This is a genomic window from Novosphingobium sp. NFX11 (assembly GCF_057376415.1).
The window spans coordinates 367,115-389,723 of record NZ_CP080384.1; the positions used below are offsets into that span (position 1 = coordinate 367,115).

Annotated in this window: 27 protein-coding genes and 1 pseudogene; 15 read left to right on the top strand and 13 right to left on the bottom strand. The window is 66.9% G+C overall.

All coding sequences use genetic code 11. The features are described 5' to 3' along the window. Position 1 precedes the first annotated feature (1 nt). Both KZO24_RS01780 and KZO24_RS01785 read right to left on the bottom strand, forming a co-directional pair. Positions 2-598 carry a hypothetical protein gene (locus KZO24_RS01780; protein ID WP_486486753.1) on the bottom strand — a complete coding sequence of 199 codons (597 nt, stop codon included), beginning with the start codon at positions 596-598 and terminating at the stop codon, positions 2-4. Further along, entirely contained in the window at positions 553-1,362 is an 810-nt protein-coding gene (locus KZO24_RS01785; RefSeq protein ID WP_486486754.1) for an MFS transporter, read from the bottom strand. Before KZO24_RS01785 ends, KZO24_RS01780 begins: the two co-directional genes overlap by 46 nt. Positions 1,363-1,662: 300 nt before the next feature. Here KZO24_RS01785 and KZO24_RS01790 point away from each other — a divergent pair, with 300 nt between their 5' ends. From KZO24_RS01790 to KZO24_RS01810, 5 genes and pseudogenes are all read left to right on the top strand, one after another. Next, entirely contained in the window at positions 1,663-2,964 is a 1,302-nt protein-coding gene (locus KZO24_RS01790) for a CaiB/BaiF CoA transferase family protein (RefSeq protein ID WP_486486755.1), read from the top strand. Between the two features lie 9 nt (positions 2,965-2,973). Beyond that, positions 2,974-3,500: pseudogene (locus tag KZO24_RS01795) on the top strand (Csu type fimbrial protein). Then, entirely contained in the window at positions 3,500-4,198 is a 699-nt protein-coding gene (locus KZO24_RS01800; RefSeq protein ID WP_271184603.1) for a fimbrial biogenesis chaperone, read from the top strand. The pseudogene KZO24_RS01795 and the gene KZO24_RS01800 overlap by 1 nt, the downstream one beginning before the upstream one ends. 20 nt (positions 4,199-4,218) lie before the next feature. Further along, complete coding sequence (locus KZO24_RS01805; RefSeq protein WP_370425127.1) at positions 4,219-6,537, top strand: fimbria/pilus outer membrane usher protein; 2,319 nt, start codon at positions 4,219-4,221, stop codon at positions 6,535-6,537. 2 nt (positions 6,538-6,539) lie between these two features. After that, a complete protein-coding gene (locus KZO24_RS01810) occupies positions 6,540-7,019 on the top strand; it encodes a Csu type fimbrial protein (protein WP_486486756.1) in 480 nt (159 codons plus the stop codon). Positions 7,020-7,147: 128 nt separating this feature from the next. On the opposite strand, the gene KZO24_RS01815 is transcribed toward KZO24_RS01810, so the two are convergent. The 4 genes from KZO24_RS01815 to KZO24_RS01830 all read right to left on the bottom strand — a co-directional run bounded on the left by KZO24_RS01815 (position 7,148) and on the right by KZO24_RS01830 (position 9,766). Then, positions 7,148-7,921, bottom strand: coding sequence for a sulfite exporter TauE/SafE family protein (locus KZO24_RS01815; protein WP_008830177.1), 774 nt, complete (start codon positions 7,919-7,921; stop codon positions 7,148-7,150). Positions 7,922-8,078: 157 nt separating this feature from the next. Continuing rightward, positions 8,079-8,255 carry a YezD family protein gene (locus tag KZO24_RS01820; protein WP_008830176.1) on the bottom strand — a complete coding sequence of 59 codons (177 nt, stop codon included), beginning with the start codon at positions 8,253-8,255 and terminating at the stop codon, positions 8,079-8,081. A gap of 102 nt (positions 8,256-8,357) precedes the next feature. Beyond that, positions 8,358-8,810: an RrF2 family transcriptional regulator gene (locus KZO24_RS01825; protein WP_486486757.1), complete on the bottom strand. Its 453-nt coding sequence runs from the start codon at positions 8,808-8,810 to the stop codon at positions 8,358-8,360. Positions 8,811-9,019: 209 nt separating this feature from the next. Further along, positions 9,020-9,766: an energy transducer TonB gene (locus KZO24_RS01830; RefSeq protein WP_271184605.1), complete on the bottom strand. Its 747-nt coding sequence runs from the start codon at positions 9,764-9,766 to the stop codon at positions 9,020-9,022. A 150-nt stretch (positions 9,767-9,916) separates the two neighbouring features. Here KZO24_RS01830 and KZO24_RS01835 point away from each other — a divergent pair, with 150 nt between their 5' ends. From KZO24_RS01835 to KZO24_RS01850, 4 genes are all read left to right on the top strand, one after another. Further along, on the top strand, positions 9,917-10,186 hold the full coding sequence (locus KZO24_RS01835; protein WP_008830173.1) for a GlsB/YeaQ/YmgE family stress response membrane protein: 270 nt from the start codon (positions 9,917-9,919) through the stop codon (positions 10,184-10,186). Positions 10,187-10,315: 129 nt separating this feature from the next. After that, positions 10,316-10,591, top strand: a complete 276-nt coding sequence (locus tag KZO24_RS01840; RefSeq protein WP_008830172.1) for a hypothetical protein — start codon at positions 10,316-10,318, stop codon at positions 10,589-10,591. A 256-nt stretch (positions 10,592-10,847) separates the two neighbouring features. Continuing rightward, entirely contained in the window at positions 10,848-11,450 is a 603-nt protein-coding gene (locus tag KZO24_RS01845) for a superoxide dismutase (RefSeq protein ID WP_008830171.1), read from the top strand. Between the two features lie 237 nt (positions 11,451-11,687). Continuing rightward, on the top strand, positions 11,688-12,866 hold the full coding sequence (locus KZO24_RS01850; RefSeq protein ID WP_036527212.1) for an MFS transporter: 1,179 nt from the start codon (positions 11,688-11,690) through the stop codon (positions 12,864-12,866). On the opposite strand, the gene KZO24_RS01855 is transcribed toward KZO24_RS01850, so the two are convergent. Together KZO24_RS01855 and KZO24_RS01860 are read right to left on the bottom strand one after the other, a co-directional pair. Next, the gene (locus KZO24_RS01855) at positions 12,844-13,392 is read right to left on the bottom strand and encodes a sigma-70 family RNA polymerase sigma factor (protein WP_008830169.1); all 549 of its coding nucleotides are present in this window, start codon (positions 13,390-13,392) and stop codon (positions 12,844-12,846) included. The genes KZO24_RS01850 and KZO24_RS01855 overlap by 23 nt on opposite strands. Then, on the bottom strand, positions 13,385-13,477 hold the full coding sequence (locus tag KZO24_RS01860; protein ID WP_486486758.1) for a NepR family anti-sigma factor: 93 nt from the start codon (positions 13,475-13,477) through the stop codon (positions 13,385-13,387). The genes KZO24_RS01855 and KZO24_RS01860 overlap by 8 nt, the downstream gene beginning before the upstream one ends. 364 nt (positions 13,478-13,841) lie before the next feature. Here KZO24_RS01860 and KZO24_RS01865 point away from each other — a divergent pair, with 364 nt between their 5' ends. Further along, on the top strand, positions 13,842-15,524 hold the full coding sequence (locus KZO24_RS01865; RefSeq protein WP_271184606.1) for a CHASE domain-containing protein: 1,683 nt from the start codon (positions 13,842-13,844) through the stop codon (positions 15,522-15,524). Between the two features lie 89 nt (positions 15,525-15,613). Then, entirely contained in the window at positions 15,614-15,961 is a 348-nt protein-coding gene (locus tag KZO24_RS01870) for a PilZ domain-containing protein (RefSeq protein ID WP_486486759.1), read from the top strand. 158 nt (positions 15,962-16,119) lie between these two features. Here KZO24_RS01870 and KZO24_RS01875 read toward each other — a convergent pair whose 3' ends face one another. Beyond that, the gene (locus KZO24_RS01875; protein WP_008832962.1) at positions 16,120-16,911 is read right to left on the bottom strand and encodes a response regulator; all 792 of its coding nucleotides are present in this window, start codon (positions 16,909-16,911) and stop codon (positions 16,120-16,122) included. Between the two features lie 456 nt (positions 16,912-17,367). Here KZO24_RS01875 and KZO24_RS01880 point away from each other — a divergent pair, with 456 nt between their 5' ends. The 3 genes from KZO24_RS01880 to KZO24_RS01890 all read left to right on the top strand — a co-directional run bounded on the left by KZO24_RS01880 (position 17,368) and on the right by KZO24_RS01890 (position 18,809). Beyond that, positions 17,368-18,033: a sigma-70 family RNA polymerase sigma factor gene (locus tag KZO24_RS01880; protein WP_008832963.1), complete on the top strand. Its 666-nt coding sequence runs from the start codon at positions 17,368-17,370 to the stop codon at positions 18,031-18,033. A 25-nt stretch (positions 18,034-18,058) separates the two neighbouring features. Further along, positions 18,059-18,469 (top strand): response regulator, encoded by a 411-nt coding sequence (locus KZO24_RS01885; RefSeq protein WP_036527291.1) that lies wholly within the window; start codon positions 18,059-18,061, stop codon positions 18,467-18,469. A 79-nt stretch (positions 18,470-18,548) separates the two neighbouring features. Next, entirely contained in the window at positions 18,549-18,809 is a 261-nt protein-coding gene (locus KZO24_RS01890; protein WP_271184608.1) for a hypothetical protein, read from the top strand. A gap of 205 nt (positions 18,810-19,014) precedes the next feature. Here the strand turns inward: KZO24_RS01890 and KZO24_RS01895 are convergent, their stop codons facing one another. After that, a complete protein-coding gene (locus KZO24_RS01895) occupies positions 19,015-19,479 on the bottom strand; it encodes a pyridoxamine 5'-phosphate oxidase family protein (RefSeq protein WP_271184609.1) in 465 nt (154 codons plus the stop codon). 103 nt (positions 19,480-19,582) lie between these two features. Then, on the bottom strand, positions 19,583-20,065 hold the full coding sequence (locus tag KZO24_RS01900; protein ID WP_008833645.1) for a hemerythrin domain-containing protein: 483 nt from the start codon (positions 20,063-20,065) through the stop codon (positions 19,583-19,585). Between the two features lie 115 nt (positions 20,066-20,180). Here KZO24_RS01900 and KZO24_RS01905 point away from each other — a divergent pair, with 115 nt between their 5' ends. Next, on the top strand, positions 20,181-21,179 hold the full coding sequence (locus tag KZO24_RS01905; protein WP_271184610.1) for a DNA topoisomerase IB: 999 nt from the start codon (positions 20,181-20,183) through the stop codon (positions 21,177-21,179). 80 nt (positions 21,180-21,259) lie between these two features. Here KZO24_RS01905 and KZO24_RS01910 read toward each other — a convergent pair whose 3' ends face one another. Both KZO24_RS01910 and KZO24_RS01915 read right to left on the bottom strand, forming a co-directional pair. Beyond that, positions 21,260-21,688 (bottom strand): hypothetical protein, encoded by a 429-nt coding sequence (locus tag KZO24_RS01910; protein ID WP_486486760.1) that lies wholly within the window; start codon positions 21,686-21,688, stop codon positions 21,260-21,262. Next, entirely contained in the window at positions 21,589-22,458 is an 870-nt protein-coding gene (locus KZO24_RS01915) for an MFS transporter (protein WP_486486761.1), read from the bottom strand. The genes KZO24_RS01910 and KZO24_RS01915 overlap by 100 nt, the downstream gene beginning before the upstream one ends. Between the last annotated feature and the right edge of the window lie 151 nt (positions 22,459-22,609).

The window sequence follows — 22,609 nt, forward strand, 5'->3', positions numbered from 1 at the left end:
GTCACCCTGAATCGTCATTGCGAGCGCAGCGAAGCAATCCAGGGCAGTCTTGAGCCGCTCTGGATTGCTTCGCTGCGCTCGCAATGACGAAGGGTGGTTTCATCGTGCTTTTAAGGAACACCCGCGACGACGTCAGGCCGGCACCGGCTCTCCCGACGCGTCTTCTTCTTCCTGTGGTTCCTTCCGCAGCGTCAGCAGCAGGAACGCGCCCATCACGACCGCAGTGCCCACCGTCACCAGGAACGTGTCGAAACTGCCGGTCCGCGCCAGCGTCCAGCTCAGCAGTGCTGCTCCCGAAGCAGCCGCCAGCGAGCACACCCCCGTCAGCAGCCCGAGCACGCTGGAATAGATTCTGCGTCCGGAAGTGCCGCGCGACGAGGAAGGCGAGGATATCCCCTTCCGCCCCCACCGCGAAGCCGAGGCTGAAGATCGCCGCGGTCACCACCGCCGGCGCGTCCCAGCTGCTCGCCAGCACGAACAGCCCGAGCCCAGGCAGAGCCAGCATCACGAACGAGACCACCTGCGGCGCGAAGCGGTCGAGCGCCACCCCGGTCACGAAGCGGCCAAGCAGCATCCCCACCGCCAGTGCGGTGAACATGATCGAGGCGCCTTCGCCGCTGATTCCTGGTCGAGCACCAGCATCTTGAGCTGCACGAGAATCAGCGTCAGTGGCAGGTTGCACAAGTACATCGCGCCGAACAGAATCCAGAACGCCCGCTCGCCGAAGATCTCGGGGTAGTCGTCGCGCGCGCGGCGCTTGGGCGCGGTGACGAGGGCCGCATGCGCTCGCCCGCTGGGGATGAGCAGGAACACGACGATGCCGGTGAGCACCGTGAACAGCGCCAGCATCCGGTACGTCGCCGACCAGCCGTGCGCCTCGACGAACTCGTTGATGACCGGCCCGCCGATCGCGGCGAACAGGGCCGGGCCGCAGGCGACGATCGCAAGGCCGAGGCCGCGCGCGTGCTCGACATGCTGCACCACGAGGCGGGTGTAGACCGTCGCGGTCGTCGTCACGCAAATGATGCTCTGGAAGATGAAGATCGCCAGATAGGCCTCGAACGAGCCGCCGATGAGGCTGAAGCCCAGCATCGTCAGCGGCATGGCGACGATCCCGATCAGCGCGGTCAGCTTGACGCCGAAGAGGTCGGCGAGGCGGCCGATGAAGGGCATCGACAGCGCCGTCAGCATCCCCAGCATGCCGGTCATCGCGAACTGCGCCTTGGACCACCCGGCATCGGCGACGAGCGAGGGCGCGATCGCGCTGGTGACGGTGCCGATGATTGACATGCCCGTACCCATGCCCAGCGTCGCCGCCAGCAGCGGGCGCCATGCGGCACCGATTTCCGATAGATAGCGCAAGGTCAGGTCTCTCCGGGGCGATTTTCGTTATGCCCGCCAGCTTGCCACCGGACCGGCCGGGGCAAAAGCGCAGGACCGCCCCGCACGGGCTATTTCACGCCGGGGCAATCGGAAATCGCCCGAGCGTTGGTTGTCGGTGCAGTCGTCATTGCGAGCGCAGCGAAGCAATCCAGCGCGGTTTACGCAGCTCTGGATTGCTTCGCTGCGCTCGCAATGACGAGCCTGAGGGAATTGACCAAGCGATTGCTTCGAATATATCTCGCAGCTATCTTCAGCCTCGCAGATGAAAGGGAGAAGAGGATGTTCGCGACGCAGGTATTCAAGGGTGTGCGGGTGCTGGAGCTGGCGCAGTTCGTCTTCGTACCGGCCGCAGGCGCGGTGATGGCGGACCTTGGCGCGGACGTGATCAAGGTCGAGATGACCGAGGGCGACCCGTACCGCCGCCTAAAGATCACCGACGGGCGCCAGACCGCCTCGGCCAACCTTGCGATGGAGCTGAACAACCGGAACAAGCGCTCGGTGGCGATCGACCTCAAGACAGAGGAGGGCCGCGAATTGCTGCTGCGGCTGGTCGAGACCGCCGACGTGTTCCTGACCTCCATCCGCCCGGCGGCGCTGCGGCGGCTGGGGCTGACGCTTGACGTGCTGCGCGCGCGCAATCCGCGTATCATCTACGCCCACGGCAACGGGCTCGGCTTCCGGGGCGAGCAGGCGGACCGTGCGGGCTACGATGCCTCGTGCTTCTGGGCGCGGGGTGGTTTCGGGCACATGCTTTCGGTGCCGGGACAGCGGCCGACGCGCCCGCGCCCGGCGCTGGGCGATCATGCGGGTGCGATGAACGTCGCCTTCGGGATCGCCAGCGCCCTGTTCCATCGCGAGCGCACCGGGGACGCGACGAGCGTGGAAGTCTCGCTGCTGTCCTCGGCGATGTGGATCCTCTCGGCCGACGTGACGATGGGGGCGGCCCTCTCGGACGAGCAACTGGCGAAGCTGGCGAACCCCGGCCGCCATGCCCTGACCAGCGCCTACCAGACGGCCGATGGGCGCTACCTGCAACTCATGTTCCTCGATCCCGAGCGCTACTGGCCCGAACTGTGCCGCCGCCTCGACCGCGAAGCGCTGCTGCAGGACGCCCGCTTCGCTTCGGCCGACAGCCGGGTGGAGCATGGCGAGGCGCTGCTCGAGGCATTGGACGAGGCCTTCGCCGCGCGGACTCTCGACGAATGGCGCGGCGTGTTCGCGGGCTGGGATGCGCCGTGGGAGGTCGTGCAGAACTTGCGCGAACTCGTCACCGATCCGCAGGGGGCGGCGAACGATTCGCTTTTCGATGTGGTGGTGGAGGACGGCACTCCGGTCACCGTGGTCTCGGGGCCGGTGTCGTTCGGGGTAGCCCGCTGCCGCCCGCGCCGCGCCGTGCGCCGACGATGGGGCAGGATACCGCGCAAATCCTTGCCGAACTGGGCCTGTCCGATGCGCAGATCGAGGGCTGGGCGCAGAGCGGTGTGGTGGCCGGAATCGGCCGAGGCTGAAGGCCGTTTTGCCGCCCTCCTAGGTGAACCACCGGGGAGGGCGTTGGAAGGCTGGGCAACCCTGTCTTGGTAAACGATTGCCATGAGTAACGTTCACCATGCCCGCGGCGCTCGCCGCCTCCGCCCGCTTGCCGCAGGGGTCGCCCTTGCCGCAGGTATCGTCCTTGTGCCCCAGGCCGCGTCCGCCGCGACGGTGACCGACACCATCACGGTGACGGCCAACGTGCAGTCGGCCTGCGTCGTCGCCGCCAGCCCGCTGGCTTTCGGCAACTACAACCCGACGTCGTCCTCGAACGTCGATGCGACCGCGACTGTCAACGTCACCTGCACGCAGGGCACCCCTACAACGTCGGCCTCAATGCGGGCACGACGACCGGCGGCACGACCACCCTGCGCAAGCTCAATTCCTCCGGCCATACCCTCAACTACGCGCTCTATTCCGATTCCGGCCGCACCACGAACTGGGGCAACACCGTCAATACCGACACCGTCGCGGGCACCGCCGGGACTTCCGCCACCGCCTACACCGTCTACGGCCGCATCCCCGGCAGCCAGAACACCACGGCGGGCGCCTACACCGACTCGGTGACCGTCACGGTGACCTACTGATGACCTTTCGGCGCGCTCCGGTACTGCTGGCGGCCCTGTTCGTTGCCATGTGGGGCGGCTTTGCCGCCCCGGCGCGGGCGGGATCGCTCAGCGTGATGCCGGTGCGCGTCGATGTACCTTCGGGCCGCCGCTTCTGCTCGCTGACGCTGGGCAACGATTCCGACCGCGCGGTGACCGTGCAGGTGCGCGGCTTCGCATGGAGCCGCGACGAGGGCGGTGCCGACATTCTCGATCCCGATACCGACTTCGTCGTCAATCCGCCGATCGCGACGATTGCGCCGCACGGCACGCGGCTGGTGCGCTGCAGCCTGCCCGCCGATGCAGGGGCGCAGACGGAAAGGCAGTGGCGCCTGATCGTCGACGAACTTCCCGATCCCACGCAGGCCCAGCCGGGCGTCGTGCAGACGCTGCTGCGCCTCTCGGTCCCGGTGTTCCGGGGCGCCGAGGGCGTGGCACCGCAGTTCACCGCCTCCACCTCGCCGCTGGGGCTGCGCCTTGCCAATACGGGCAGCGGGCACGCCCGGATCGTGGCGCTTACTCTGCAAGGGGCGAGCGAGACGGTAACGCTGGGCAAGCCCTTCTACCTCCTCGCCGGAGGGGCGCAGCTGATCCCGGCCGAGCGCCTGCCGCGGGGTCTGTCCTCCATCCACGTGCGTGCCGAGGAGGGCGAGTATACCGTCGCCCTCCCTGCGCCGTGAGCTGATGGTCGCCTCCGGTGATGCGCCTCTCCCGCCGCCTTGCGGCAGCCCTTTCGGCTGCGCTTGTCCTGTCGCCTGCGATCGGCGCCGGAACCGCCTGCGCGCAGTCTGCGGCCGAGGCGGCGCCCATGCCGGTCGGCGTCGTCCTCAACGGGCAGGCGATCGCCGAGCCCGGCCTGCTCATCGTGCATGACGGCCACCTCCTTGCGCGGCGCAGCGACATCGAGAGCTGGGGCCTCGCCGCCCATTCCATGACCGCGTCCGAGACGCTGGGCGGCGAAAGCTACGTCGCGCTGGACCGCGTGAAGGGTCTTGTCGCGCGGCTCGACGCGGACGGGGCGACACTGCTGGTCGATGCCGACGTCAGCCTGTTTCCGCGCTACACGTTCGATCCCGGCCGCCATGTCGTGCCGCTGGCGCAGACGATCCCGGCGCAGTTCCTCGATTACGACCTGACGCTGTCCGACTGGAACGGTCACGCGCGGCTTGGCGGGTTCGTCGATGCAGGCGTTTCCGGACCTTGGGGCGTCGCCGACTCCAGCTTTCTCGTCGATAGCGAGCGGGGAGGCGTCGTGCGGCTGGATACCGCGCTGCGCCGGGACTTTCCTCAGCAGCGGATGCGGCTGGTGCTGGGCGACACCGTCGGCATCGGCGCGCCGTGGAGCCGTCCGGTGCGGTATGGCGGGGTGTTCCTCGGCACCGATTTCTCGCTCGACCCGCAGAGCATCAACTTCCCGCTGCCGGTGATCTCCGGGAGCGCGCTGACGGCTTCGACCGTTGAACTTATGGCGCAATCGTCGCGCCAGTCGATGGACGTCGGGCCGGGCGCCTTCGACCTGACCCTCCAGCCGCGCCTTACCGGGGCCGGGCAGGTGACGATGAGCGTGCGCGACCTTGCGGGCAATACCCGGCAGGTGACGCGCAGCTTCTATGCGAGCCCGAGCCTGCTGCGCCCCGGCCTGTCCGAATTCGCGATCGAGGCGGGCGCGCTGCGGCGGCGCTTCGGCTTCGACAGCTTCGCCTATGGCCCTCTGTTCGCGGCGGCCGGACTGCGGCGCGGGATCACCAATGCGCTGACCCTTGAAGGGCGCGTGGAGGTCAGCGGTCGCACGCGCATGGCGGGCCTTGGCGCGGCGATGGTGCTGGGCGCGGTGGGCGAGGTCTCGCTTGCGGGGGCGGTGTCGCAAGGGTCAGCGGGGACCGGGACGCTGGTGCGCGCGCAAATGCAGCGCGTCACGCCGGTCTATACCTTCACCGCCAGCTACGAGCGCGCCGACGCGCAGTTCCGGCAGGTGGGCGAAGGCCGCCTCAACGGCGGCGGGCGCAGCGAACTGGCGGTCGCAGGAGGGCTTTCGCTCGGACGGATCGGCAGCCTCAATGCCAGCTATGCGCGGCTGACGCAGGGTATCGGCGGGGAAGGACAAACCCGCTACGATCTCGCCTCGGCCTACTACACGGCGAACCTGCGCGGCGGCTATCTCTCGGCGGGCGTGCAGTACACCGCCTATCGCGCGGGGCGGCGCGACGCGGGGCTGTTCGGCTCGCTGACCATTCCGCTGGGGCCGCGCCGCAATGCTTCGGTGATCGCCGAGCCGGGCCGTGCGGCCGCGACTTTCACGCAGAACCTGCCCGACCGCAGCGGCTTCGGCGCGCGGGCGCTGGCCGGGCGCGATGGTGGAGCGGCATGGCTGGAGGGCTGGCTCGGCTATCGCAGCGGCGCAGGCGACATCCGCCTCGACGCAGCGCAGCGGCGTGGGCAGCAGGGCGTGCAACTCAACGTGCGCGGCGGCCTGCTCAGGGTGGACGGAACGCTCGTCGCCAGCCAGCACATCGACGACGGCTTCGCGCTGGTCGACGTGGCCAGCGACGCCCCGGTGACCGTCACCGTCGAGAACCGCCCGAGGCCGACCAAGGCAGGACGCGGGCGCGGCGTGATCGTCACCGGCCTCCAGCCTTATGCCGAGAACCACATCGGCATCGACGCCGCCGAAGTGCCGATCGCGGACGACCTCGACACCGCGCAGCAGGTCGTCGCGCCGGGCTGGCGGCAGGCGGTGCGGGTGCGCTTCGGCACCGTGGGCGGGCGGGGCGTGCGGCTGCGGGTGCTCGATACGCAGGGAATTCCGCTCCAGACCGGATCGAGCATCGCTTGGGCAGGCGGGGTCGGCGTCGTTGGTTACGACGGCGAAGTCTGGCTCGAAGGCTATCGCGGCGGTGCGGGCACGCTCAGCGTCTCGGGTGCGGGCGGGACGTGCCTGGCGCCGATCCCGGCGCTGGGCGAGGACGCGCGGCTTGCGGCAACGCCGGTCACTTGCGTGCGCGGGAACGAAAGGACGTGACGATGCGGCTTGCCACTCGGTTCCTCGCGGCGCTGGGGGGACTGGCGTGCGGGCTCGCGCCCACTGCGGCGGCGGACGCGGCGGGGTGCCTCGTGTGCATCTGCTCGGTCTCGACCACCAATCTCAGCTTCGGGACGTACAACCCGGCCAATACCTCGCCGACCACGGCGACGGCGACGGTCACCGCCAACTGCATCTCGGTCAGCGTGCCGATGAACGCGACGGTCGATCTTGCGCTGAGTGCGGGCACGTCGGGCAACGCGGCGGCGCGGCAGATGGCGAACGGGGCCGCGCGGCTGAACTACAACATCTATCAGGATGCGGGCTACGCCACGGTCTGGGGGAACAACAGCAATGGCGGCTTCTCGCAGTCGATGCTGATCAACAACCTGCTGAATTTCAACGCGACCAAGACGGCCTATGGGCGGATTCCGGCGGGGCAGTACGCGAAGACGGGGGCTATTCGGACCCGGTCGTGGTGACGTTCACGTTTTGACGCAAAGCCTTGGTCGTCATTGCGAGCGCAGCGAAGCAATCCAGGGCGGCCTAAGACTGCCCTGGATTGCTTCGCTGCGCTCGCAATGACGAATGTGTAGGGTGCAAGGCGTCCTCAGAAGATCGGCCACGACTTCCAGATGCTGAACACGCTGGTGGCGATCAGCACCACCGAGACGGCCGCGAGCAGCGTGCGCGGCTTGATGCGCTTGGCGAAGAGGGCGCCGAAGGGCGCCGCCACGACGCCGCCGATGATCAGGCCGACCGTCGCCACCGTGAAGGCCGAAAGCCCGATGGTGGAGATGAACGCGATCGAGATCGAGGTGGTCAGCAGGAATTCCGCGGTGTTGACGGTGCCGATGGTCTTGGCCGGTTCGCCGCCCTGCACCAGCAGGTTGGAGGTGACCACCGGACCCCAGCCGCCGCCGCCCGCCGCGTCGAGGAAGCCGCCCGCCAGCGCCAGAGGGGCGGTGTACTTGGGGTCCGCGAAGCTCGGCTTGCGCATGCGGATGGCGCGGAACATCAGGTAGATGCCGATGCCGGTGAGGTAGATCATGACGTAGGGCTTGGCCACCGAGGCGTCGATGCTCGACAGCAGGTAGGCACCGGCGACGCCGCCGATGATGCCGGTCGGCACCAGCCGCAGGAACAGGCCCCAGTTCACGTTGCGGTGCAGGATATGGCTGATGCCCGAGGTGCCGGTGGTGAACAGCTCGACCAGGTGGACGCTGGCCGAGGCCGCTGCCGGAGGAACACCGACCACGCTGACCAGCAGCGTCTGGGTGATCACTCCGAAGGCCATGCCAAGCGCGCCGTCGACGATCTGCGCGGCGAAACCGATGGCGATGAAGGGAGCGATTTCGGCCAGTGTCGGCAGCGAATCGAGCATTCTTACTCCTCCTGGGGTGCAGGTTGGATCTGGTCGCGGCCTGTTGGCCCCATCTACTGGCTAGGCGAATGCCGCGCGGATGGGAACCACGCGGATTAATCTCCAGGCAGAAGCCGCCCGGTCGTCCGGTGTGCTCGGCTTCGCCAGGTCGGGTCGATCAGTGGTTGAAGCGGCGGCGCTCGGTGACGTCGACCTGCATCAGCTTGCCGTCGTGGACGGTCAGCTGGATCACGCCGAAGCGCAGGCGCTGCAGCGCCTCGATCACGTGCTGGACGCCTTCGTTGAGCAGCGGGTGTTCGGTTGCGGTCGCATCGGCGGGCTTGGCAATTCGCATGCGCATCTCCTCTCGCAGCGGGGCGGATGCGGGCTTGGTATTCTCTATCGTAAAAGTTGACAATGGGGTCGCGGGAGAAGGTTTGCTTTCAGCCGCTAAAGCTCAGACGTCCTCGACCGCTTCCAGTCCTTCGGCGGCGGGCACGGGGTCGATCTTGTCCGACAGCCGCATCCCGTCGAGGAGGCCCGCAGTGGCGTCGCGGACCTGCAGCATCAGCGCGCGGGTGCGGCAGTCCTTTTCCTCGACGCAGTTCTTGCAGGTCTCGTGCGCGAAGCGGCTGGCGCAGGGCACCAGCGCCAGCGAGCCGCGCATCACGCGGATGAGATCGCCATAGGTGATGTCGATCGGGGGCACGCCCAGCCAGTAGCCGCCGTCCTCGCCGCGCTGCGAGGCGACGATGCCGTAGCGCGACAGTTCCGACAGGATGACGGTGAGAAACTTCGCCGGGATGTTCTGGGTCTCGGCGATGTCGGTCAGCGGGATCGGACCCTGGCCGTACTTGTCCGCGAGGTGCTGCATGGCCCGGATCGCATAGCGTGTTTTTTGCGAAAGCATCGGTGCAATTCTCGCGAGGACTTCGACGGGGTGTCTTGGCTCCATTGGCGTGGGTGCGTCAACCCGTGCCGTGTCGGATTACGGGGGTAACGCGCGGGGGAGGGGTTGGTGTCCCGATCTTGCCCACCCCTGCCCCCTCCCGCAAGCGGGAGGGCCGGGAGGCTTGCGAGCGCAGCGAACTAGCCGACGGGGTGGGCGCCCCACCACTCTCAAGGCGTGTCCTCCGGCGGAAAATACCACCCGTGGGTCTCGACCATGATTGCAGCCACCGGCTCTCCCGCCCGGTTGCGCGAGGGCTTGAAACGGAACCGTTCAGTGATCAGCCGGCAGGTCGTCGCATCGAGGTCGGGGCGACCGCTTGAGGTGAGGATGCGGCAGTCGCTGACCCGCCCGTCCACGCCGATGCGGTACTGCAGCTTGAGTTCACCGCCGCTTTTGGCTTCGCGCAGGTCCGGCGGCAGGTCGGAGAAATGCAGGCGTCCGCGGATCTGGCGCGGGCGGGTGAGGGTATCGTCGCCTTCGCCCGCGCCGTCGCCGTTGCCGCCGCCGCCGTCACCATCGCCGATCCCGCCCGCGCCCTGTCCGGGGCCAAGGCGGTCCGAGGCGCCGCTTTGCGCGGCCGAACCGATACCGGCCTTCGGCGCGGTGACAATCGGCGGCGGCACGATCAGCGGGGGCAGCTTCGGCGGCGGGGCGACCACCTGCGTCGCCTTGTTGCGCAAGTTGGGAGGTGAGGGACGGCCCTTCGCGGCGGTGGAATCCGCCTTGGCCGGGATTTCCTTCGGCCGGGGTTTCTCCGGCTCCTCGCGCAGGGGAATGATCGCGGCGAGCGTCTCGCGGCGTTCCTGCGGTGTCATGCGCGCAGCAAGTCCCGCCATCATCGCCGCCAGCCCGCCCGCCACGATCAGCAGCGAGGCGAGGGCGGACGCCGCGCGGTTCCGGGCCGAAGTATACACGTCTCGCGCCTCCTTGCTGGCCAGAACCCGGCGGGCGCGCGGTTGGTTGCGGCAAAGTTCACGTTGCGACGAGGCGTTCGTATTGTTGCGGAACCTTGCGGGCTACTGCCCGTTATTAGGGTCAGCAAACTCAATTCGGAGACGGAAACCATGACCCTCCTTCTTATCCTCCTCGTCGGTGGCATCATCGGCTGGCTCGCTTCCATCCTGATGCGCACCGATGCGCAGCAGGGCATTTTCCTGAACATCGTCGTCGGCGTCGTCGGCGCGGTGATCGCCGGCTTCATCATCACGCCGCTCATCGGCGGTGCGCCGATCACCAGCGGTGCCTTCGACATCATGTCGCTGTTCGCCTCGTTCCTGGGCGCGGTCGTCCTGCTGGCGATCGTCAACCTCTTCCGTCGCGGCTCGGTTCGCTAAGAACCGCACGGCTCCGACGACCTCGAAGTGAGGCCCGCTTCGGCGGGCCTTGCGGCGGGAGGTGGCGCGTCCTCCCCTCGGCATCTTCAACGCGCCCGATACCATAAACAGGGAAAAGGATTCCTCGCCATGAAAGCCACTGCCACTTCGCGTCTTGCCATGATTGCCGTCGCTGCCGCTTCGCTGGGCCTTGCCGCCTGCAACAGCCCGCAGCAGGAAGCGACCGAGAAGGCGGCCGACGCCGTTGAGGCCCAGTCCGACGCCGCCGCCGACGCGATCGACGCGCAGGCCGATGCGACCACCGGAGCCGCCGAAGATGCGCTGGAAAACAAGGCCGACGCGGTCAAGAAGGCAGGCGACGCCAAGTCCGATGCGATGAAGGACGCTGCCGACAAGCAGAACTGACAAACCTGACGGCCGGATCACACGGCCGGTATGGGTTGGCTCGCCGGCGTTTGCTCCCCTTGCAGGACGACGGCGACCACGGGAGAGGATGGCGGCAACCCCGCCATCCTTTTTCGCATGAGAAATTCAAAATGCCGCGATTGCGCGCTTGAATTGTTGCGCTGCACGTCAGACATAGGCCGCGATCTTTTCTGCGCTTTTTCGGTTTCCCGCCGAAGTGCAGGCCAGCTTCAATAACCTGAAAAAGGACATGACCATGACCATCGCCCTCATGCCGCTGCCCTATGCGCAGGACGCGCTCGAACCGCACATCTCGAGCAAGACGCTGGAAATCCACCACGGCGCCCACCACAAGACTTACGTGGACAAGCTGAACGCCGCGATCGCCGGCACCGAGAACGAAGGCAAGTCGGTCGAAGAGATCGCCAAGTCGGCTTCCGGTCCGCTGTTCAACAACTCGGCCCAGACCTGGAACCACGGCTTCTACTGGCACTCGCTGTCGGGTGAGAAGACCGCGCCGAGCGAGAGCCTGGCCGCTGCCATCACCGCCGACTTCGGTTCGATCGACGCGCTGCTCGAAGCGCTCTCGAACGAGGCGGTGAACCACTTCTCGAACGGCTGGGCCTGGCTCGTCGTCGAAGGCGGCAAGCTCAAGGTGATCTCGACCCACGACGCCGACAGCGCGCTCGTCAAGGACGTCGTGCCGCTCCTGACCGTCGACGTCTGGGAGCACGCCTACTACATCGACCAGATGAACAAGCGTCCGGCCTACGTGAAGGCGGTCCTCGAGAACATCCTCAACTGGAAGTTCGCTTCGGACAACTTCGACCGCGGCACCGCCTGGACCTACCCGGCGTAAGCCGAAGGCCAGACAGGCTTTTCAAGGCCCCCGCATCCGGCAAGGGATGCGGGGGTTTTGTTTTTGTGGAGCCGTTTCATGCGGTCTTCCTCGCACCATCTCGTCATTGCGAGCGTAGCGAAGCAATCCAGGGCGGCGTAGGACTGCTCTGGATTGCTTCGCTACGCTCGCAATGACGATTGCGTTGATCGTGACCCGCTGCAACAAACCCGTCTTCCGACAAGGGGGACGGCTTCGATGAATCGCGCGTGGTTGACGCTGGCACTGGTCCTGTGCGGCACCATCATCGGCATGATGGGCGTCGATCTGGTCCTGCCCGCTGTGCCGCTGCTGCCCGAGGCGCTGGGCGGCGATCCCTCGCAGGCACAACTGGTGCTGGCCGCTTATGTCGGCGGAACCTGCATCGGCCTGCTCGGCTACGGCGCGCTGGGAGACCGGGTCGCGACCTCGCGGCTGATCGTGGGCTCGCTGCTGGCGACCGCCGCCGTCTCTCTGGCCTGTGCGATGGCCCCGAATATCGAGGCGCTCATCGGGCTTCGCGCGCTGCAGGGCATGGTCGCGGCCGGTCCCGCCGTCTTTGCGCCGGGCATCGTCAAGGCCATGTTCGACGAGACCCGCGCGGTCCGGGCGATCGGCCTGCTGGGCAGCATCGAGGCGCTGGGGCCGGCCCTTGCCCCCGTGGCGGGGGCGGGGCTGCTCGCGCTCGGCGGCTGGTCGCTGAATTTCGAGGTCATGGCCGCCGGAGCCTTCGCGGCGGCGGTGCTGGTCATGCTCACCGGCGGCTTGCCGCAAGTGGGACGGCGCGGGCAGGGCAGCTTCGTGGTGTTGCTGCGCGACCCGACGTTCCTGCGCTATGCGCTCAGCCAGGCGAGCGTGCTGGGCGGATTGCTGGTCTTCGTGTTCGGGATGCCCACCGTCTTCGTGCGCGTGCACGGCGGGACGCTGGCGGACTTCATCACGATGCAGATGAGCGGCGTCGTCACCTTCATCATCGCCGCCAACACCGCCGCGCACTGGGGCGACAGGCTAGGCGCGGAGCGCGTCATCGCCTTCGGCACCGGCCTCTCCGCACTCGGAGCGGCAGGGCAGTTCGCCTATGCGCTCTCGGGCGGGACTTCGGCGCTGGTGATCACGGCGCTGTTCATCCCCGTCAACACCGGCCTCGGCCTGCGCGGTCCGGCGGGGTTCTTCCGCGCGATCCTGGCGAGTCGCGGCGACGATGCCCGCGCCAGCGCTCTGGTGATCCTGTGCATCCTGACCGCCGCAGCGCTGGGCACGAGTATCGTCTCGCCGTGGATCGAGCGCGGCACCGTGCCGCTGACGGCAGCGGCGCTCGCGTTTCATCTGGCGGCTTTGGCATGCCTGGTCGTACTGCCGCCGTTGCGGCAGCCGGTCAGCCCGTCTTGCGCGCCTTGACCTCGACCTGCTGCGGCTGATCGCCGTCGAGCATCCGGGCAAGATCGGCGCGGGCACGGGCGACACGGCTCTTCATCGTGCCGATCGGGCAACCGGCGATCTCGGCCGCTTCCTCGTAGCTGAAGCCCGAGGCACCGACGAGCAGCACCGCCTCGCGCCTTTCGGGGGCCAGCTTCTGCAGCGCGGCCTCCATGTCGTCGAGGTGAAGCGGGCCTTCCTGATCCGCTTCCATCACCAGCATCTTCTCGACCACGCCTTCGTCGAGGTCGGTCTGGCGGCGGGAGCGGCGCAGCTCGGACAGATAGTGGTTGCGCAGGATCGCGAAAGTCCAGGCGCGCATGTTGGTGCCGGCCTGATAGCGCTCGCGCGCGGTCCACGCCTTGATCGCGGCTTCCTGTACGAGATCGTCGGCAAAGTCCGGCCGTCCCGACAGGCCTCGGGCAAATGCGCGGAGATGGGGGAGGACGGAGAGCAGTTCCTTGCGGAAGCCTTCGTCCGCGGCGCTGGGCGCTATCCGGTCAGGCATCGCCGTCGTCGTCCAGCTTCTTAAGGAGATCCTTGAAGCTGTCCGGCAGCGGCTCTTCCACCACGGAGTTGTAGAGCTTCCTCAACCCCCGGCCCAGCCGGGTTCTCCGTCTCGACGGACTTCGGGCGGCAAGCCGGGCACAGGGCCGGAGTCACCACGTCCATTGGGCTGATTCAACACGAACTCCCTTTCACCGAAAGCACACTTGCGGCGAGACCGGGGAGCGGTCAAGCCCGGCGCGCGGCCCAATGTCTTCGCGCGCAAGGCTGGCGGAAGGCGGGGCGCTGTCTCGGGCATCGTCCGGTCTGCAAGCCGAGCGGACGTCGTTTGCAGATGGAACAATCGATGCCGAGCATGGTTCCCCTCGGCGTAAAGTGTTGGCATAGCATGATGCTTGCGGTCATAAGTGAACGCAACGCGACGGAGTTTATGGTGCAGGACGTTGCCGGGTGATTGACCAGGCTCTGCTCGACAGGGTTCAGAAGCAGGCGTGGTTCCACAGGTATCCGCGCGGCTGGCCGTTCCTGCTGTTCCTCATCGCCAGCATGACCACGGCGGTCTCCGTCATGGCGATCGAGCGCGCGGACAAGCAGACGCGCGCGATCGAACTCGACCGTCAGCTCACCGAGATTTCTTCTGCCCTCCAGCGCCGCGTGACCGAGAATATCGCGCTCCTGCGGGCGGGCAGTGCACTGTTCGCGACGCAGGACGTCGTGTCGCCCCAGCAGTTTGCGGAATTCGCACGCGACCTGCAGGGCGACGGCACGCTCTATGGTTCGCTCGGCATGGGCTGGGCGCCGCTCATCCCGGTAAGCAAGCTGGCAGACTTCGAAGTAGCGGTGCAGAGCGGTGGGCGGCTCGACTTCAGTGTCGATCCGCGCCCGGAGCCAGGGCAGAAGTATGTGGTCCCGGTCTATTATCTCGAGCCGCAATCGCCGGGAAACAAGCGAGCGATCGCGTTCGACATGTATTCCGAGCCCGTGCGGCGACAGGCGATGGAGCGGGCCATGGCCCGGCGCGGACCGGCGGCGACGGGCGTGGTCCATCTTGCGCAGGACGGCTTCCGCTATCCGGCGCGAGATCAGCAGGCCGACGCGGCGTTTCTCATCTATATGCCGGTCACGATCGACCGGGGCGGGCGGCGCTGGGTCAAAGGGTTCGTCTATAGCCCGTTCAAGGCGCAGACCTTTCTCGGCTCGGCCAGCGAACTGTACCGCAACGACAGCATCGACATCGCCATCTACGACGACCACGTCGCGCCGGAGACATTGCTGGCGGAACAGCGCGGCGCCGACGGGCTGACCGGCCCCACCATCGAGCGGCGCATCGACGTTGCCGGGCAGGCCTGGATCGTCGAGGTCAGTGACCGGCAGGCCAATGCGCTCTCGCCGCTTTCGCGCCTGACGCTGTTCTTCGGGGCACTGGCCTCGCTGATGGTCATGGCGATCGGACGGCTGATCACCAAGCGCGCGGCGGAAGACCGCGTGGTGCTGGAGTGGCTGACCAACCAGGCGTCGATCCGCAACTCACTGACTCGCGAGCTGAACCACCGCGTCAAGAACACGCTGGCCAACGTGCTCTCGATCGCGGCGCTGACGCGGCGGCGCTCGAAGGGCATCGACGATTTCACCGAAAGCCTGACCGCGCGCATCCGGGCGCTTTCGGCGACCCATGACCTGCTCTCGCAGTCGGACTGGGGGCACGCGGCGCTGGGCGACATCGTGCGCTCGGAACTGGCGCCCTACATGGAGGGTAACGAGAGCCACGTTGTCATGGCCGGGCCGGGGATCAAGCTGGCGCCCAACGATGCCATGTCGCTGGGCCTCGCCATCCACGAACTGGCGACCAATGCCGCCAAGTACGGGGCGCTCAGCACGATCGAGGGGCGCATCCACGTGCAATGGACGCTGGCCGCGCCCGACCTCGCGGAAATCCATTGGCGCGAGGAGGGTGGGCCGCCGGTGACCGAGCCGACCAAGCGGGGCTTCGGGCGCGATCTGATCGAGAAGATCGTCGCGCACGAACTCAAGTCGGAAGTGGACTTGCGGTTCGAGCCGGGCGGCGTCGAATGCCGCCTCAAGGTGCCGGTGCGCGCTTCGCGCGAATTCGTGTTGCGCAACCAGCAGAGGTAAGGCGCTCCACAAGACGAAGCAGGGGCTATTATCGATTATTTAAACCGTGTCGCAGTAATGCCCTTGCGACATCATCGGGGGCAATTGCGATGGAAGCGCGTAACTGGAGCCGTCATATCGTCGAGCAGGACGTTACCTGCCTGGTCGACGGAGCGCGGGAGCAGGTCTTTCTCTACGACCTCTCGGTCGGCGGCTGCATGTTCGAGATGGCGTGCGAGCGCGACATGCGCGAGCGGTCGGCAACGCTGGAACTGCAGGGGCAGGGCACCGTGCAAGGGCAGGTGGTGTGGCAGGTCGGCCGCTGCATCGGCATGCGATCTGACACGCTGATCCCCGAGGCCGTCGTACGGCGGCTGGGCTTTACGCCGCCGATCGAGGATTTTCTCTTCCAGCCAAGGCGGGAGCCCAGCGGCCACGTCCCCCAGCCGCCGCTCTGATCCGGCAAACACCCAGGTCGTCATTCCCGCGACCCGAAGGGCAGCGCGAAGCGCTAATGCGGGAACCCATCTGACGGTCTCTCGTGTGGATCGGTCATCAGTTGGGTCCCCGCCTTCGCGGGGATGACAGACAGTTTTCTATGCAGACGGATGGCGCTTCAGGCCTGCGGGCGGGTCGAGTTGAAGAACAGCGCCTGGCTGATCGTCGCGCGCACGGTGGTTTCCTGGAACGGCTTGGTCACGAGGTAGGTCGGCTCCGGCCGCTCGCCGGTGAGCAGGCGTTCCGGGTAGGCGGTGATGAATATCACCGGCACTTCGCCGAACTTGAGCAGGTCTTCCACCGCATCGATGCCCGAGCTGCCATCGGCCAGCTGAATATCGGCAAGGACGAGGCCGGCGGGGTGCTTCTCGAAGATTTCGATTGCCTGCTTGTGCGTGGCGGCGGTGCCGACGACGGTATGGCCAAGGTCCGTTACGAGACCTTCCAGCTGCATCGAGATCAGCGGCTCGTCCTCGATGATGAGGACGCGGGTTGCGCTTTCCCCTTCGATCTCTGCAATCGCCTGGGAAACCAGCGCATCGACTTCCTCGACCTCGAGACCGAGGATCGTCGCGGTTTCCTCGCGCGTGAATTCCTCCACCGAGGTCAGCAGCAGGGCCTGGCGGTGCGTCGGCGCGACGGCGGCGAGGCGCTCCTGCGCGGCCTGCTCGTGCCCGCCGCCGATGTCGCCCGCGGGTTCCTCGACATGGCCGGTCGACCAGATGCGGGTGAAGGCCTCATACAGCGCGGCGCGGCTGCGGGCGATGGCATCGCGCAGCGAGCGGTCGGCGAGGGCCGCTTCCAGCGTCGCGCGGACATAGGCGTCGCCCGAGTGCTGCGAGCCGGTGAGGGCGCGCGCGTAGCGGCGCAGGTAAGGCAGCTGGATCGCAATCTGATCAGAGACGGACATTCAAGTTCCTCAAGGCCTATGGGGGAAGTTGGCTTCCCGATTGCACGTCGATGGGCGCCCTTTGCGCCTGAAGGCCGGTGTCGTTTGTCTGACTCCGCCGGGCGTATAGGGCAACCGGAAAATTTTTTGCGGTGAGACGCTTTTTCGGGAACCAACGAAGGGGCGCTACGTTCCCACAATATCACCACTGGCTCCCCCACCCCCCCGCAAACCGGTGGTGATCCGATCCCGGAGGCCCTCGCCCACTCAAGTGGACGGGGGCCTCAATTTTTATGGGCCATGATTGTTCCGCCGATCCTGCGGAAATACGGCAAAGTTTTTCGGGAAGTTTTTCGGTCTGGCGCTGATTTCTTTCGCTTCCGCAACGAAATGGGCGATTTCAGGACATTTCCGGGAACTATTTTCGCCGCACCGCCGTTAGCTATCCGACTGGTTTTCTCAGAGGAGGGTAACGCAATGTCGACTGTTGTCGAAGCAGGCGTCGAAGGGGTCCAGCCCGAAAAGGTCGCGCTCAGTGACCGTGATTTCCGCCGCGCGCTGGCAGAGGTAGCGCCGCACCTGCGTGCATTCGCGCGCGGTCTGTGCGGCTGCCGTGACCGCGCCGACGATCTGGCGCAGGAAGCCATGCTGCGGGCATGGGCGGCGCGTGAGCGCTATGCCGCCGGCACCAACTTCAAGGCGTGGACCTTCACCATCCTGCGCAACCACTTCTATTCCGAGGCCCGCCGCGCCCGCTTCCATGGCGAGTACGACGAACTGGCCGCGGAACGCATCCTGCGCGCCGAAGCCAGCCAGGAAAGCGCCGTCGAACTGGCGGACGTCCTGCGCGCGCTGACCGCCATTCCCGAAACCTATCGCGAGGCCCTCGTGCTCGTGGCGGCCGGCAACCTCTCCTACGAGGAAATCGCCGATATCTGCGGTATCGCGCTCGGCACCGTTAAGAGCCGCATCTGCCGCGCCCGCGCGATGCTCTCCAAGATCATCGAATCCGGCCAGCTGCCGGACTTCCGCCACAACTTCGTGCTTGGCGGCGAGGCGATCGACGCCTTCTTCGGCGAACTGGTGAAGATCGCCAACGTCAATGCCGACACCGCTCGCCTCGCCCAGCGCGTGGCTGCCTGAACCGGGACAACGTACCTTGGATGCGATGGTGGCCAACTCCGGGAAAATCCTCATCGTCGAGGACGAGTTCCTGGTAGCGCTGCAACTGGAAGATATCCTTGCCGATGGCGGCCATGCCGTCGTCGGCACGGTTCCGGACATGGCTTCGCTGGGCATGCTGGGTGATGTTCCTGATGTGGCGCTCGTCGATCTCAACTTGCGCGACGGGCTCACCGGCCCGGCCATCGCACGCGATCTCTCCGGCCGTTACGGCGTGCGGGTGATCTACGTCACCGCCAATCCCGGCCAGATCGACACCCCGGCGCCTACCGCGATCGGGGTCGTCCAGAAACCCTTTACACGACAGGCGATCCTCGCGGCGATCTCCTATGCCCTTGCCGGATGCCCCGACAGCGCCCGGCCACAGGAACTGGAGCCGCTGCAACTGCGCACCTGACGTTTCACGAGTAGGAGAGGGGCCGCAAGAGCCCGGGCCTGATGACAAACACAACAGGGCCTGAGAAGAAGGCGAGAGGATGAGCCAAGTCGTCCTGCAATGCCTGCAATACTATGGCGCCGCCACGGGAACCGTGGCGGCGCTTATCGTATCGCTCGACCTCGGCCGCAAATGGACCGGCTGGGGCTTCGTCATTTTCGTCACCAGTTCGATCGCCCTGGTGGCCTGGGGATTCCTCGACGACAAGGCCGAGGGGATCGGGCTGCAGAACGTGGCGCTGTTCGCGATCAACTGCGTGGGCGTGTGGAGGTATCTGCTGCGGCGAAAAAGGCCCGGCTGACCCTTATCATCCCTGTCGCGCAGCGATGGGGAGGTGGCGCCTACGAAGTCGGTGACGGAGGGGGTTTTGTATTCCCAGCCCCTCCACCACCCGCTGCGCGGGCGGTCCCCCTCCACATCGCTGCGCGACAGGGAGGACAAGCGCGAAGGGCGTGGCAGCCTGAACCGCCACGCCCCCGCTGCTCAGGCATCGGTCCTAGAGGGTCTCAGACCGCGCCGAGCGCGTGCTCTCCGGCCTCGCCCTGCTTGATGGGCTTGCCGGTTAGGAGCTTGAAGGCGCCCTTGAGGCCCATTTCCGAAGTCCAGACTTCGGCATCCTCGATCTCGAAACGCAGCATTACGACCGAAGCGTCGGCCTTGCCGCCGGGAAACCATGCCTCGACGGCGTTATTCCAGTGCTTGTCGCGCACGGCCGGATCGGTTTCCTCGACCAGCGTACCGTCGATGCAGGCGAAGACCTCGTGCCCCCGCGTCATCACCTGACCCATCGCCTTGCCGCCGCCGCCGATGCGGTTGTCACGCTTGGTGAAGAACCAGATCGCGTGATGGGCGTCCTTGTCGAGCTGTGCCGTCATCGGCTCGGCGTGGGCATGTCCGCCCTGAAGGCTCATCATGATGAACGGGCTGGTCTGGAACGCTTTCCAGAAATGCTCGCGGATGTCCTTGTCCATGGTCCTTCTCCGTTATGGTTGATCGAGAAGGCAACGCGCCGCCGGGGTCGGGCGTTCCCCCGCGTTCGCCGCAGGGGAGGCCCGAGCCGGCGTATTGCCGGTTTTATTCGCGCGCATCGCCGGGCAGTTCCTTTTCGGCCGTCGCCAGTTCCTTCGGCTTGCGCTTCTCGAACACTTCGGCGAGTTCCTTCTCGGTTTCGGCCGAGAGCTTTTCTGCGGCTTCGGGGAACATCTCCTCCTCTTCCTCGTCGATGTGGTGGAGGTAGCGGTGGCGCATTTCCTTGAACTTGGTCAGCCACGCGGACGAACTCATGTCGATCTCGAACAGTTCGCCGAGGAAGTCGTCGATTTCCTTGTGCTCGGACACCGAGTGGCGCGCTTCGTCGCGCAGGTCCGGGTTGCCCAGCATCGTCGCGTAGAGCGATTCCTCCTCGGCGGCGGCGTGGGCCTGGAGTTCCTTGCGCAAGGCTTCGAACAGGTCCTTGCGCTCGTCGCTGGCGCCCTGAGTCTCGCCGAGCTGCTCGAGGAGCTTGCGGTGCTTGTCGTGGTCGGCCTTGAGATCGCGGAAGATGCGTGCGTCTGCCATGGGTGTCTCCTGTGGTTTGTCTTTGCAGGAAGGAACGGCGGGATCGCGTTCCGGTTTCCGACAACCCGTTTGCCCCCCGTGCGTTCTCGAAAGGGAGAGGCAACGGACAGACCCCATGCTGATGACGCGCCAGACAGATATGCGCCTGAAATTCGCCGATGACGGCGCCCCCGGTATCACCCGCAGGCCGGTGCGCGGCAGCAAGTGGGCCTACTTCGACGCGGCCGGAGCGCGGATAAAGGATCGCGCCGAGATCGACCGGCTCAACGCCATCGCCCTGCCGCCCGCCTACGAGCGGTGCTGGTTCTCGGCCGACCCCGATGTCCACCTGCTGGCGACGGGCTACGACGCGCGCGGGCGCAAGCAGTATCGCTATCATCCCGACTGGCGCCAGTCGCGCGAGACGATGAAGTTCGACCGCTGCGCCCTGTTCGGCGAGGCGCTGCCGGTGCTGCGGGCGCGGGTGGACGCGGACATCGCTTCACGCAAGCTGACGCGCGAGCGGGCGATCGCCTCGGTCGTGGCGCTGCTCGATACCGGCGCGATCCGGGTGGGGAATGAGTGCTACGCCAAGGCCAACAAGAGCTTCGGCGCGACCACCCTGCGCAACCGGCACGCGAAGATAGAGCGCGGCGCGCTGATGCTGCGCTTCAAGGGCAAGTCGGGCAAGCTGCAGCAGATCACCTGCGACGATCCCGGCCTCGTGCGCTGTGTGCGCAAGATGCAGGACCTGCCCGGCCAGCACTTGTTCCAGTACGTCGACGAGGAGGGCGAGGCGATTCCCGTCCACAGCCACGACGTCAACGAATACCTTGCCGAGACGATGGGCGAGGGCTTCACCGCCAAGCACTTCCGGACATGGGCGGCGAGTACGATGGCCTTCGCGATGCTGGTCGGGAACCCCGGCCTGTCATTGCGGGCGATGCTGGACGAGGTTGCGCAGTGCCTCGGCAATACGCCCGCGATCGCGCGCAAGTCTTACGTCCACCCGGACGTGATCGTGGCGGCCAAGGGGGAACTGGACACGCCCGAAAGCCTGCCGCGCAAGACCCGCTGGATGAGCCGCGAGGAGCGCGGGTTGCTGGCGTTTCTCACTTCGTCGTCCCGGACCTGATCCGGGACCGGTGGCTGTCTTTAGGCGCGCGTCAAATGCGCGCGCGGTGAGGTGGGCTGGTCACAGCCAGCGGTCCCGGATCAAATCCGGGACGACGTCCTGTAAGCCCCAAGCGTCGCGATCAACACCAGCACGCCGACGAGCGCCACGCCCGAGCAAGCAAGCGCAAGATCGGAATTCCCGGTCGCGTCCACCATCCACCCGAACAGCGGCGGACCGAACGCGGCGCCGAGGCTGAATAGGCCCAGGATCGCGCCGTAAGTCGCGCCGTAGTTCTCCAGTGCGGCGTAGCGGCTGGTGAAATAGGCGAGCATGTCCACTTCCGCCCCGGCCGCAAGGCCGAGCAGCAGCGCGGCCGGGATCGCGGGGCCGTCGAGCCACAGGATCACGCATGCGATCACCGGCGAAGTCAGGAACAGTACCGCCACGCGCGGGGCGTGGAAGCGGTCGAACAGCCAGCCGACGAAAGCGCGGGCGAAGACCACCGCGATGCCGATGAAGGCGGCCACTCCGGCGGCCTGCGCGGGCGGCACCCCCGGTCCACCAGCATCGGCACGAGATGGACGATCAGAGCCGCGACGATGACGCCCAGCAGGAAGCCGATCAGGGCGATTTGCAGCGTCTTGCGGGTGATCTCGATGCTGCCGCGCTCGCGCCTGTCGTTGGCGACGCGCTCTCCGCGCCCCGTCAGGAGGCTGACGGGAATGCCGATCACGGCGATCACGATCGCTATGGCATGAAGGCCGGTGCGCCAGCCCTGCGCCGCGATCACCGGGCCGAGCAATGCGGGCGCGAGGATCGCGGCCATACCGGAGCCCGTCAGCATCAGCCCCAATGCGAAGCCGCGCCCGGCATCGAAGCGCAGCGAGACGACGCGGGCCCAGATCGCCGGGGTCGTTCCGCAGCCCGCCAGAGAGACGAGCAGCCACAGGCCGTACCACGCGGTCAGCGACGGCCCGGTCTCGGCCAGCGCCACCAGGGCGAGCGGCGTGGCCAGATAGCTGGCGATGGCGATGGTGCGGTTGCCGAAGCGATCGGCGAGGCGTCCCACGACAGGGGCGGAGAGGAAGATGCCCAGTTGCTGGAACGTCGCCGCGCCCGAGACTTCGGCGCGGGTCCAGCCGAACTCGGCCTGCAGCGGCGTCACGAACAGGCCCAGCGAGTAGAACCCCACGCCCATCATCCCCACCCCGATCGCCAGCGCGGCGGCAAGGACGGTCGGCCATCCGGCGGCCAGTTCGCTGCGGGCGGTAAGCGAGGGTGACGCAAGGGTGCTCATGGTCGCAGTGGTGCCATGGATCGGCGCGGTTGTGCAGATGCGAGATGGCGGGAGATCGCAGGGCGAACATCCGCGCGGCGTGTGCGGCGGGGGCTTTGACAGGCTCAGCCTGAGCGGAGTTGATAGGGCATTACGCTACTCCCGCTCACCC

Excerpts from the sequence above, each read along its gene's own strand:
- KZO24_RS01850 (WP_036527212.1), top strand. The coding sequence starts at position 11,688 with ATGAATCGCGCGTGGTTGACGCTGGCACTGGTCCTGTGCGGCACCATC.
- KZO24_RS01895 (WP_271184609.1), bottom strand. The coding sequence starts at position 19,479 with ATGGACAAGGACATCCGCGAGCATTTCTGGAAAGCGTTCCAGACCAGC.
- KZO24_RS01840 (WP_008830172.1), top strand. The coding sequence starts at position 10,316 with ATGAAAGCCACTGCCACTTCGCGTCTTGCCATGATTGCCGTCGCTGCC.
- KZO24_RS01880 (WP_008832963.1), top strand. The coding sequence starts at position 17,368 with ATGTCGACTGTTGTCGAAGCAGGCGTCGAAGGGGTCCAGCCCGAAAAG.
- KZO24_RS01815 (WP_008830177.1), bottom strand. The coding sequence starts at position 7,921 with ATGCTCGATTCGCTGCCGACACTGGCCGAAATCGCTCCCTTCATCGCC.
- KZO24_RS01905 (WP_271184610.1), top strand. The coding sequence starts at position 20,181 with ATGCTGATGACGCGCCAGACAGATATGCGCCTGAAATTCGCCGATGAC.
- KZO24_RS01875 (WP_008832962.1), bottom strand. The coding sequence starts at position 16,911 with ATGTCCGTCTCTGATCAGATTGCGATCCAGCTGCCTTACCTGCGCCGC.
- KZO24_RS01870 (WP_486486759.1), top strand. The coding sequence starts at position 15,614 with ATGGAAGCGCGTAACTGGAGCCGTCATATCGTCGAGCAGGACGTTACC.
- KZO24_RS01915 (WP_486486761.1), bottom strand. The coding sequence starts at position 22,458 with ATGAGCACCCTTGCGTCACCCTCGCTTACCGCCCGCAGCGAACTGGCC.
- KZO24_RS01790 (WP_486486755.1), top strand. The coding sequence starts at position 1,663 with ATGTTCGCGACGCAGGTATTCAAGGGTGTGCGGGTGCTGGAGCTGGCG.
- KZO24_RS01805 (WP_370425127.1), top strand. The coding sequence starts at position 4,219 with ATGCGCCTCTCCCGCCGCCTTGCGGCAGCCCTTTCGGCTGCGCTTGTC.
- KZO24_RS01780 (WP_486486753.1), bottom strand. The coding sequence starts at position 598 with ATGTTCACCGCACTGGCGGTGGGGATGCTGCTTGGCCGCTTCGTGACC.
- KZO24_RS01835 (WP_008830173.1), top strand. The coding sequence starts at position 9,917 with ATGACCCTCCTTCTTATCCTCCTCGTCGGTGGCATCATCGGCTGGCTC.
- KZO24_RS01810 (WP_486486756.1), top strand. The coding sequence starts at position 6,540 with ATGCGGCTTGCCACTCGGTTCCTCGCGGCGCTGGGGGGACTGGCGTGC.
- KZO24_RS01845 (WP_008830171.1), top strand. The coding sequence starts at position 10,848 with ATGACCATCGCCCTCATGCCGCTGCCCTATGCGCAGGACGCGCTCGAA.
- KZO24_RS01855 (WP_008830169.1), bottom strand. The coding sequence starts at position 13,392 with ATGCCTGACCGGATAGCGCCCAGCGCCGCGGACGAAGGCTTCCGCAAG.
- KZO24_RS01820 (WP_008830176.1), bottom strand. The coding sequence starts at position 8,255 with ATGCGAATTGCCAAGCCCGCCGATGCGACCGCAACCGAACACCCGCTG.
- KZO24_RS01890 (WP_271184608.1), top strand. The coding sequence starts at position 18,549 with ATGAGCCAAGTCGTCCTGCAATGCCTGCAATACTATGGCGCCGCCACG.
- KZO24_RS01825 (WP_486486757.1), bottom strand. The coding sequence starts at position 8,810 with ATGCTTTCGCAAAAAACACGCTATGCGATCCGGGCCATGCAGCACCTC.
- KZO24_RS01885 (WP_036527291.1), top strand. The coding sequence starts at position 18,059 with ATGGTGGCCAACTCCGGGAAAATCCTCATCGTCGAGGACGAGTTCCTG.
- KZO24_RS01800 (WP_271184603.1), top strand. The coding sequence starts at position 3,500 with ATGACCTTTCGGCGCGCTCCGGTACTGCTGGCGGCCCTGTTCGTTGCC.
- KZO24_RS01900 (WP_008833645.1), bottom strand. The coding sequence starts at position 20,065 with ATGGCAGACGCACGCATCTTCCGCGATCTCAAGGCCGACCACGACAAG.